Genomic DNA, 8,671 nt, shown 5'->3' on the forward strand with positions numbered 1-8,671 from the left:
GGGGTACATTGCCGAGGTCTCCGGCGGCCCGGGCGTCCCCGCACCGGCGCGAAGGCGAACAGGTCAGGAAGTGGCTCGTGGGAGCCCGTCACAGGCCCAAAGTCCCAGAGAAATCCCACGGATACCGCCGCGCCCCGACTGAGAAAGTGTTGGGTAATTGATCAACTGCAGGGCGTGGTCGGCTGGTGGTGATCGTTGCGGGCTGGTGTTCCGGGACGATCACCGCCATGTGTGTCTGCGTGTGCAAGCCTTCCTATGACTCGTCGTTGACGGATGCTCAGTGGGCGGTGATCGAGCCGCTGCTGCCGGTGCGAGACCCCCGCCGGGCGGGCCGCCGGCTGGAGTTTCCGCGTCGGATGGTCGTGGACACCGTGTTGTATGTGCTGGTCAGCGGGTGTGCGTGGCGGCTGGTGCCGCACGATCTGGCCCCGTGGGACGTGGCCTACCGGTGGTTCAGGGCGTGGACGGCGGACGGCACCTGGGACCGGGTCCACGACGCGTTGCGTGATCGGGTCCGGGTGGAGGACGGCCGGGATCCCCAGCCTTCGGCGGCGGTGCTGGACTCGCAGTCGGCCCGCAGTCACCAGGGCGGGCAGGCGATCGGCTACGACGCCGGCAAGCGTGTCCGGGGTCGTAAGCGGCACCTGCTCGTGGACACGTGCGGGCTGGTGCTGCGGGCGGTCGTGCACTCGGCGTCGGTGCAGGACCGGGCGGGCGCGAAGCTGGTCCTTGCCGGGGTCAGGGAGGAGTTTCCGCAGGTCGGGCTGGTCTGGGTCGACGGCGGCTACGTCAACGTGGTCGATGCGGGCCTGGTCGGCTGGGCGGTCGAGCGCGAGAGCCTGGAGATCGTCGCGGTGCCGCGCAACGCGGATGTGAAAGGGTTCCAGGTGCTGCCCCGCAGGTGGGTGGTCGAGCGGACATTCTCCTGGCTGGGACGGTGCAGGCGGTTGGCACGGGACTACGAGCGCAAGACCGCGCACGCCGAAGCGATGATCAAGGTTGCCATGATCAGGCTCATGGCCGCCCGCCTCGCCGGCGAAGAGATCGAACCACGCGGCCCCATCGAGACCGAAGCAGCCCGCCGCCTCGCCGACGACCTCAAGGACGTGTAATCACCCGATTACCCAACACTTTCTGAGCCGCCATCCAGCGGGTCAGACGGGGCGCGGCGGCATCCTCGCATCAGATGTCGCGGAAGATCTCGATCTGCGCGCCGACCGAGTTGAGGCGCTCCGCGAAGTCCTCGTAGCCGCGGTTGATGACGTACACGTTGCGCAGGACCGATGTGCCGTCCGCGGCCATCATGGCGAGGAGGACCACCACGGCGGGGCGGAGGGCGGGCGGGCACATCATCTCGGCGGCGCGCCAGCGGGTCGGGCCCTCGACCAGGACGCGGTGCGGGTCGAGGAGCTGGAGACGGCCGCCGAGTCGGTTGAGGTCCGTCAGGTAGATGGCGCGGTTGTCGTAGACCCAGTCGTGGATGAGGGTCTGGCCCTGCGCGGACGCGGCGATGGCCGCGAAGAACGGCACGTTGTCGATGTTCAGGCCGGGGAACGGCATGGGGTGGATCTTGTCGATGGGCGCCTCCAGCTTGGAGGGGCGCACGGTCAGGTCGACCAGGCGGGTGCGGCCGTTGTCCGCGGTGTACTCGGTCGAGCGGTCGTGGTCCAGCCCCATCTCCTCCAGGACCGCCAGCTCGATCTCCAGGAACTCGATGGGCACCCGGCGGATCGTCAGCTCCGACTCGGTGACGACGGCCGCCGCCAGCAGGCTCATCGCCTCGACGGGGTCCTCGGAAGGCGAGTAGTCGACGTCCACGTCGATGTGCGGCACTCCGTGGACGGTGAGGGTCGTCGTGCCGATGCCCTCGACCCGTACGCCCAGGGCCTCCAGGAAGAAGCAGAGGTCCTGGACCATGTAGTTGGAGGAGGCGTTGCGGATGACGGTGGCGCCGTCATGGCGGGCCGCGGCCAGCAGCGCGTTCTCGGTCACGGTGTCGCCGCGCTCGGTCAGCACGATGGGGCGGTCCGGCGTGACGCCCGGGTCGACCTCCGCGTGGTAGAGGCCCTCGGTCGCGGTGATGTCCAGGCCGAACCGGCGCAGGGCGATCATGTGCGGTTCGACCGTCCGCGTGCCCAGGTCGCAGCCGCCGGCGTACGGCAGCTTGAAGGACCGCATGCGGTGCAGGAGCGGGCCGAGGAACATGATGATCGAGCGGGTGCGGCGGGCCGCGTCCGCGTCGATGGCCTCCATCGTGAGCTCGGCGGGCGGGACGATCTCCAGGTCCGTGCCGTCGTTGATCCAGCGGGTGCGGACGCCGATGGAGTTCAGCACCTCCAGCAGCCGGTAGACCTCCTCGATGCGCGCGACCCGGCGCAGCACCGTCCGGCCCTTGTTCAGCAGGGAGGCGCACAGCAGGGCGACGCAGGCGTTCTTGCTGGTCTTCACGTCGATGGCACCGGAGAGGCGGCGGCCGCCGACGACCCGCAGGTGCATGGGCCCGGAGTAGCCGAGCGACACGATCTCGCTGTCCAGCGCCTCACCGATGCGGGCGATCATCTCAAGGCTGATGTTCTGGTTCCCGCGTTCGATACGGTTGACGGCGCTCTGGCTGGTGGCCAGCGCCTCGGCGAGCTGCGTCTGTGTCCAGCCGCGGTGCTGGCGGGCGTCACGGATGAGCCTGCCGATGCGTACGAGGTAGTCGTCTGCCATGACGGCAGGCTATCTCATATATGAGATGAGATTGGGATCTGGGTGAGCCGATCGGGTGAACCCTCGTCGACCATACGCCAGTTCTGCCCTCGCACATCCGACAAAGAGTCATGTTCCCGCGACGGAGCTCGGGATACACCACATCCAGGAGATTCCCCGCGAAAAGCTTCATGTCGGTCAAACCGGATGTGGGGCAGGCTCCGCCTCCAGAGCGGGCAGCCGAAGGGTGACGCCGTGAACCACCCGGCCGCCGAGGGGCGGCGGCTCAGTGCCCGGATCGCGCCGTGGCTTGCGTGTCCGTGCTCGAAGCGTCGCACGGCCCGGATGTCGGGGACGGTGGTACCGGCGACGCCGCCCGAAGCCCGAGGCATCCCGTGTGCGGTGTGCGCGTGTCCGGGCCGCGGCGCCGACAGCCCCGCGTCCCGGCGCACCGTGTATCGGTTCGCCCACACGGAAGCCGGGCCGCCGCGAAGCCGGAGCCGGCGTGATCGGTAGCCGGCACGATGGGCGGCCTGCCCGGCGGGGGTCCGAGGGGCGCGGGTAGCGTGCGGACATGGGAGCAACGGGGAAGCGGCAGGTCCTGTATCGGCAGGGCGCCGGGTTCTGGCAGATGACGGCGAAGTGGGTCCTGGTCCTCGGCGGCCTGTACCTGGTGGACGGTGGGCTGCTCCGCTCGTGGGGTGACGCCCTGGTCTGGCCCCTGATCGGTGTCGTGTTGTACGCGCCGGTCGGGATCGGCGTCGTCTGGTACCCGAAGAAGGACCAGCGGGTCACGCTGACGCCCTCCGGGCTGCGCATCCGGCGCAGGCGGCTGCAGATGGAAGACGTGAACCTGCTGCACGTGGCGCGGCTGTGGCTGGAAGGGCGGTCGACCGCGGACGGCCGGCCGGTCTCGCAATGGCCGCGCTCCGTGCGGGTGGTGTGGATACCGCTGCGCGACGGCCGGGCGTACGGCCTGGAGTTCCAGGACCCCGCCGCCTTCGCGGGCACCTTCGGTGCCTTCGCCGTCGCGGCGTGCGGCGGGCCGGACGCCGTACGCGAGAAGGCCGCGGCGGCGACGTACCCGGAGCCGCGCCCCATGCGGGCACGCTCCGCCCGCGCCGGCAGCTCCGGGCCGGACTTCCAGGACCTCTTCGACTGACGAGCCGGTGAAAGCCGGACCGGGACGGCCCGGCTGGGGAACGGCTCTCCGCCGGGTGCCGTGTGAGGAATAGCAGCCAGAACGGCCGGGAGGCGAGCCCCGCCACCTGCGGGGCGAAGTCCGGCAGAATCAGCCGGCCCCGCTCCAGCCGCGACTCGTGGCTCGCATGTCCGCCGGGCAGCCGGAGTGACTGGTGAGGTGGTGCTCGACCGCGACTCCACGACTCGTAGCCCACATGGCCGCCGGGCGTCACCCCGTGGTACCGGCCCGGCAAGCCGCGGGCACCCTTGGTCCGCCGGAGCCCGCGTACCGGCGCCACACCCTCGAACCGGACGCTCCCCCCGGCACCCGACGTGACACGCCGACATCGGCGGGCTTCGAAGAGGTCCAGGTCGAGGGCGCTGAGTGCGGGATCGCCGTACGCGTGTGACGCTTCCCCCGCCGTCTCCCCGGGCGGCCGGGCCGAGCGGCCACCCGACCTGGGCCGGGAGCGCCGGGCGGCCGCCAGCCTTAGCTGGGGAGGCTCGACCTTCGCTGCGAGAGATCAAGCCTCCCGGGCATGACCTTGCCGCGGTGATGTACTAGTGTTATCTCGACATCGAGATATCTGCTGACGACGCACCGCGGCCGCCCGCCTGGGTAAGGGTCACCTAACTAAGCCTTACCTTAGCGGATCGGTGACAAGCCTGTGGCGGCAGGATGCGGTTGAACGCGCACATTGATGAAGGAGACTGTCGTGTCGGCGAACAGCTTCGACGCCCGCAGCACGCTGCGCGTGGGCGACGAGTCGTACGAGATCTTCCGGCTGGACAAGGTTGAGGGCTCGGCTCGCCTGCCCTACAGCCTCAAGGTCCTGCTGGAGAACCTGCTCCGCACCGAGGACGGCGCGAACATCACCGCCGACCACATCCGCGCGCTCGGCAGCTGGGACTCCCAGGCCCAGCCGAGCCAGGAGATCCAGTTCACGCCTGCCCGCGTGATCATGCAGGACTTCACCGGTGTCCCGTGCGTCGTGGACCTCGCCACCATGCGCGAGGCCGTCAAGGAGCTCGGCGGCGACCCGTCGAAGATCAACCCGCTGGCGCCGGCCGAGCTGGTCATCGACCACTCCGTCATCGCCGACAAGTTCGGCACGAAGGACGCCTTCGGCCAGAACGTCGAGCTGGAGTACGGCCGCAACAAGGAGCGCTACCAGTTCCTGCGCTGGGGCCAGACCGCGTTCGACGAGTTCAAGGTCGTCCCGCCCGGCACCGGCATCGTCCACCAGGTGAACATCGAGCACCTGGCCCGCACCGTCATGGTCCGCAACGGCCAGGCGTACCCCGACACCCTCGTCGGCACCGACTCGCACACCACCATGGTCAACGGCCTCGGTGTGCTCGGCTGGGGCGTCGGCGGCATCGAGGCCGAGGCCGCCATGCTCGGCCAGCCGGTCTCCATGCTGATCCCGCGCGTCGTCGGCTTCAAGCTGACCGGCGAGCTGCCCACCGGCACCACCGCCACCGACCTGGTGCTGACCATCACCGAGATGCTCCGCAAGCACGGTGTCGTCGGCAAGTTCGTCGAGTTCTACGGTGAGGGCGTCGCCGCCACCTCCCTCGCCAACCGCGCCACCATCGGCAACATGTCGCCGGAGTTCGGTTCCACCGCCGCGATCTTCCCGATCGACGGCGAGACCCTGAACTACCTGCGCCTCACCGGCCGCTCCGAGCAGCAGGTCGCCCTCGTCGAGGCGTACGCCAAGGAGCAGGGCCTCTGGCTGGACCCGTCCGCCGAGCCCGACTTCTCGGAGAAGCTGGAGCTGGACCTGTCGACGGTCGTCCCGTCGATCGCCGGCCCGAAGCGCCCGCAGGACCGCATCATCCTCGCGAACGCCGCCGAGCAGTTCGCCCAGGACGTCCGCAACTACGTCGACGACGTGGACGAGGCGGGCAAGGAGTCCTTCCCTGCGTCCGACGCCCCTGCCAACACGCCGAACGGCGCGCCGTCGAAGCCGGTCCCGGTCACCGCGCCCGACGGGTCGACGTACGAGATCGACCACGGCGCCGTGACGGTCGCCGCCATCACCTCGTGCACCAACACCTCGAACCCGTACGTCATGGTCGCCGCGGCGCTCGTGGCGAAGAAGGCGGTCGAGAAGGGCCTGACCCGCAAGCCGTGGGTCAAGACCACCCTCGCCCCGGGCTCGAAGGTCGTCACCGACTACTTCGACAAGGCGGGTCTCACCCCGTACCTCGACAAGGTCGGCTTCAACCTCGTCGGCTACGGCTGCACCACCTGCATCGGCAACTCCGGCCCGCTGCCGGAGGAGGTCTCCAAGGCCGTCAACGACCACGACCTCGCCGTCACCTCGGTCCTCTCCGGCAACCGCAACTTCGAGGGCCGCATCAACCCCGACGTCAAGATGAACTACCTGGCGTCCCCGCCGCTGGTGGTCGCCTACGCCCTCGCCGGCTCCATGAAGGTGGACATCACCAAGGACGCCCTGGGCACCGACCAGGACGGCAACCCGGTCTTCCTGAAGGACATCTGGCCGACCGAGGCCGAGGTCAACGACGTCGTCGCCAACGCCATCGGCGAGGACATGTTCTCGAAGTCCTACGCGGACGTCTTCGCCGGCGACGCCCAGTGGCAGGCGCTGCCGATCCCGACCGGCAACACCTTCGAGTGGGACCCGCAGTCCACCTACGTTCGCAAGCCCCCGTACTTCGAGGGCATGACCATGGACCCGGCCCCGGTCGAGGACATCTCCGGCGCCCGCGTCCTGGCCAAGCTGGGCGACTCGGTCACCACCGACCACATCTCCCCGGCCGGCGCCATCAAGGCCGACACCCCGGCCGGCAAGTACCTCACCGAGCACGGTGTGGAGCGCCGCGACTTCAACAGCTACGGCTCGCGCCGCGGCAACCACGAGGTCATGATCCGCGGTACGTTCGCCAACATCCGCCTGCGCAACCAGATCGCGCCGGGCACCGAGGGCGGCTACACCCGCGACTTCACGCAGGACGACGCCCCGGTCTCGTTCATCTACGACGCCTCCCAGAACTACCAGGCCGCCGGCATCCCGCTGGTCGTCCTGGCGGGCAAGGAGTACGGCTCCGGCTCGTCCCGCGACTGGGCCGCCAAGGGCACGGCCCTGCTCGGCGTCAAGGCCGTCATCGCCGAGTCCTACGAGCGCATCCACCGCTCGAACCTCATCGGCATGGGCGTGCTCCCGCTCCAGTTCCCGGAGGGCGCCACGGCCGAGTCCCTCGGCCTGACCGGCGAGGAGACCTTCTCCATCGCGGGCGTCACCGAGCTGAACGAGGGCCGCACCCCGCGCACGGTGAAGGTCACCACCGACACGGGCGTCGACTTCGACGCGGTCGTCCGCATCGACACCCCCGGTGAGGCCGACTACTACCGCAACGGCGGCATCATGCAGTACGTGCTGCGCAACCTGATCCGCGGCTGAATCCCGGCAGGCCCCCGCGGCTGAGGGCCGCACCCCGTTCCGTACGGGGTGCGGCCCTTCCGCCTTCCCGGTGGCCGCGGCCACCCCGGCACGGAACGGGCCCCGCCGCCACCCGGGAGATCCGGCGGAATGAACTGGTGCGGCGACGGTGGGACCGGGGAGTGTTGCCGCGCGCGGGGGCACCGCGCGTCCCCGACGCTGGGCCGCATGAAAACGATCAGTCGCCGGCTCGCAGGTCTGCGAGCCCGAGCCAGGTCGGCCGGCGTCACCTGCGCGGTCGCCGCAGCCACCGTACCCGCCGTGCTTCTCGGCCCCGCCGCCCAGGAGGCGGCGGCGGCCCCGCTCCCGGGGGGCCTCGGCCCCTGCGTGGGGGACAGCTGCCCGGACCGCCACCCGGGCATCAACAACGGCCCCATCACCCACCGGGACGACGGCGTCAACATCTTCGTAGGCGCGGACTTCCTCGTGCGCGGCCGGGCCGCCGAGGCGGAGGGCCGGGTCGTGGTCCTCGACGACTTCGACATGGCCAAGGACACCGGCGCGAGCGCCGTGTACAACGTCGGTGTGGTGGGCGTCGGCTCCCGGGTCCCGCCGCCCGCCGGCTCCGACTTCCTCGTCACCGGCGGCGACGTCACCGTGGCCACCGGCCAGCGGCTCATCGCCGAAGGCGGCGTCGTCCGGCACGCCGGCACCGCCACGGGCACGATCGAGGGCACCACCGTCCGGGACCCGCGGGCCACCGCCTCCTACCGGGCGCTCCGCGACCAGCTCACCGACGCGAGCCAGTGCTACGCCCGCGTGGACGGCAGCCCCAGGCCCGCCACCGGCACGGCCGTCAACCAGGGCGGCCAGACCCTCTTCACCGGTGACGGCACCTCGGCGCTCCAGGTCTTCAACGTCGACTTCGACCTCACGACGGCCGGTGGCGGGCAGCAGGGCCTGGTCTTCAGGAACATCCCCGCGGGCGCCACGATCCTCGTCAACATCTTCGGCGCGAACCGCGTGCTGAGCACCTACAGCGGCGGCATCGACGACGCCACGGACCCGCTGAACGGGTACCGGGAGCGGCTCCTGTGGAACTTCCCCGACAGCACCGCGCTCTCCCTGGCCGGCACGGGCCAGTTCCAGGGCAGCGTGCTGGTCGGCGCCCAGGAGTCCCGCACCACGGTGACCCTCCCCGGCATCAACGGCCGCTTCTTCACCACCGGCTCCCTCGTCCACACCAGCGCCGCCACGGGCGGCGGCGGCCAGGAGTTCCACGCCTACCCCTTCACCGGCGACCTGCCGGACTGCGGCTCCACCCCGCAGCCTGTGCGGGGTGAGGTGCGGGTGGTGAAGCGGGATGCGGACAGTGGTGCGGTGTT

Annotated in this window: 5 protein-coding genes and 1 CRISPR repeat array (1 of these 6 cut by a window edge); of the genes, 4 read left to right on the forward strand and 1 reads right to left on the reverse strand. The window is 70.4% G+C overall.

All coding sequences use genetic code 11. The features are described 5' to 3' along the window. Positions 1-59: direct repeats of the CRISPR family, unit length 28 nt (it extends 457 nt beyond the left edge of the window). 168 nt (positions 60-227) lie between these two features. Continuing rightward, a complete protein-coding gene (locus BJP40_RS13195; protein WP_079171143.1) occupies positions 228-1,112 on the forward strand; it encodes an IS5 family transposase in 885 nt (294 codons plus the stop codon). 70 nt (positions 1,113-1,182) lie between these two features. On the opposite strand, the gene BJP40_RS13200 is transcribed toward BJP40_RS13195, so the two are convergent. Next, positions 1,183-2,712 carry a UDP-N-acetylglucosamine 1-carboxyvinyltransferase gene (locus tag BJP40_RS13200; protein ID WP_071280534.1) on the reverse strand — a complete coding sequence of 510 codons (1,530 nt, stop codon included), beginning with the start codon at positions 2,710-2,712 and terminating at the stop codon, positions 1,183-1,185. Positions 2,713-3,265: 553 nt separating this feature from the next. On the opposite strand from BJP40_RS13200, the gene BJP40_RS13205 reads away from it, so the two are divergent. From BJP40_RS13205 to BJP40_RS35515, 3 genes are all read left to right on the forward strand, one after another. Then, the gene (locus tag BJP40_RS13205; RefSeq protein WP_071280535.1) at positions 3,266-3,853 is read left to right on the forward strand and encodes a hypothetical protein; all 588 of its coding nucleotides are present in this window, start codon (positions 3,266-3,268) and stop codon (positions 3,851-3,853) included. Between the two features lie 736 nt (positions 3,854-4,589). After that, on the forward strand, positions 4,590-7,307 hold the full coding sequence (gene acnA, locus BJP40_RS13210; RefSeq protein WP_071264367.1) for an aconitate hydratase AcnA: 2,718 nt from the start codon (positions 4,590-4,592) through the stop codon (positions 7,305-7,307). A gap of 207 nt (positions 7,308-7,514) precedes the next feature. Continuing rightward, on the forward strand, positions 7,515-8,671 hold a 1,157-nt coding region (locus BJP40_RS35515; RefSeq protein WP_226962383.1), incomplete at its 3' end, for a choice-of-anchor A family protein.

The sequence above is a fragment of the Streptomyces sp. CC53 genome, assembly GCF_001865245.1.
In the GTDB taxonomy this organism is placed as follows: Bacteria; Actinomycetota; Actinomycetes; order Streptomycetales; family Streptomycetaceae; genus Streptomyces.

Coding starts and splice junctions, on each gene's coding strand:
- BJP40_RS13205 (WP_071280535.1), top strand. CDS start 3,266: ATGGGAGCAACGGGGAAGCGGCAGGTCCTGTATCGGCAGGGCGCCGGG.
- BJP40_RS13195 (WP_079171143.1), top strand. CDS start 228: ATGTGTGTCTGCGTGTGCAAGCCTTCCTATGACTCGTCGTTGACGGAT.
- BJP40_RS13200 (WP_071280534.1), bottom strand. CDS start 2,712: ATGGCAGACGACTACCTCGTACGCATCGGCAGGCTCATCCGTGACGCC.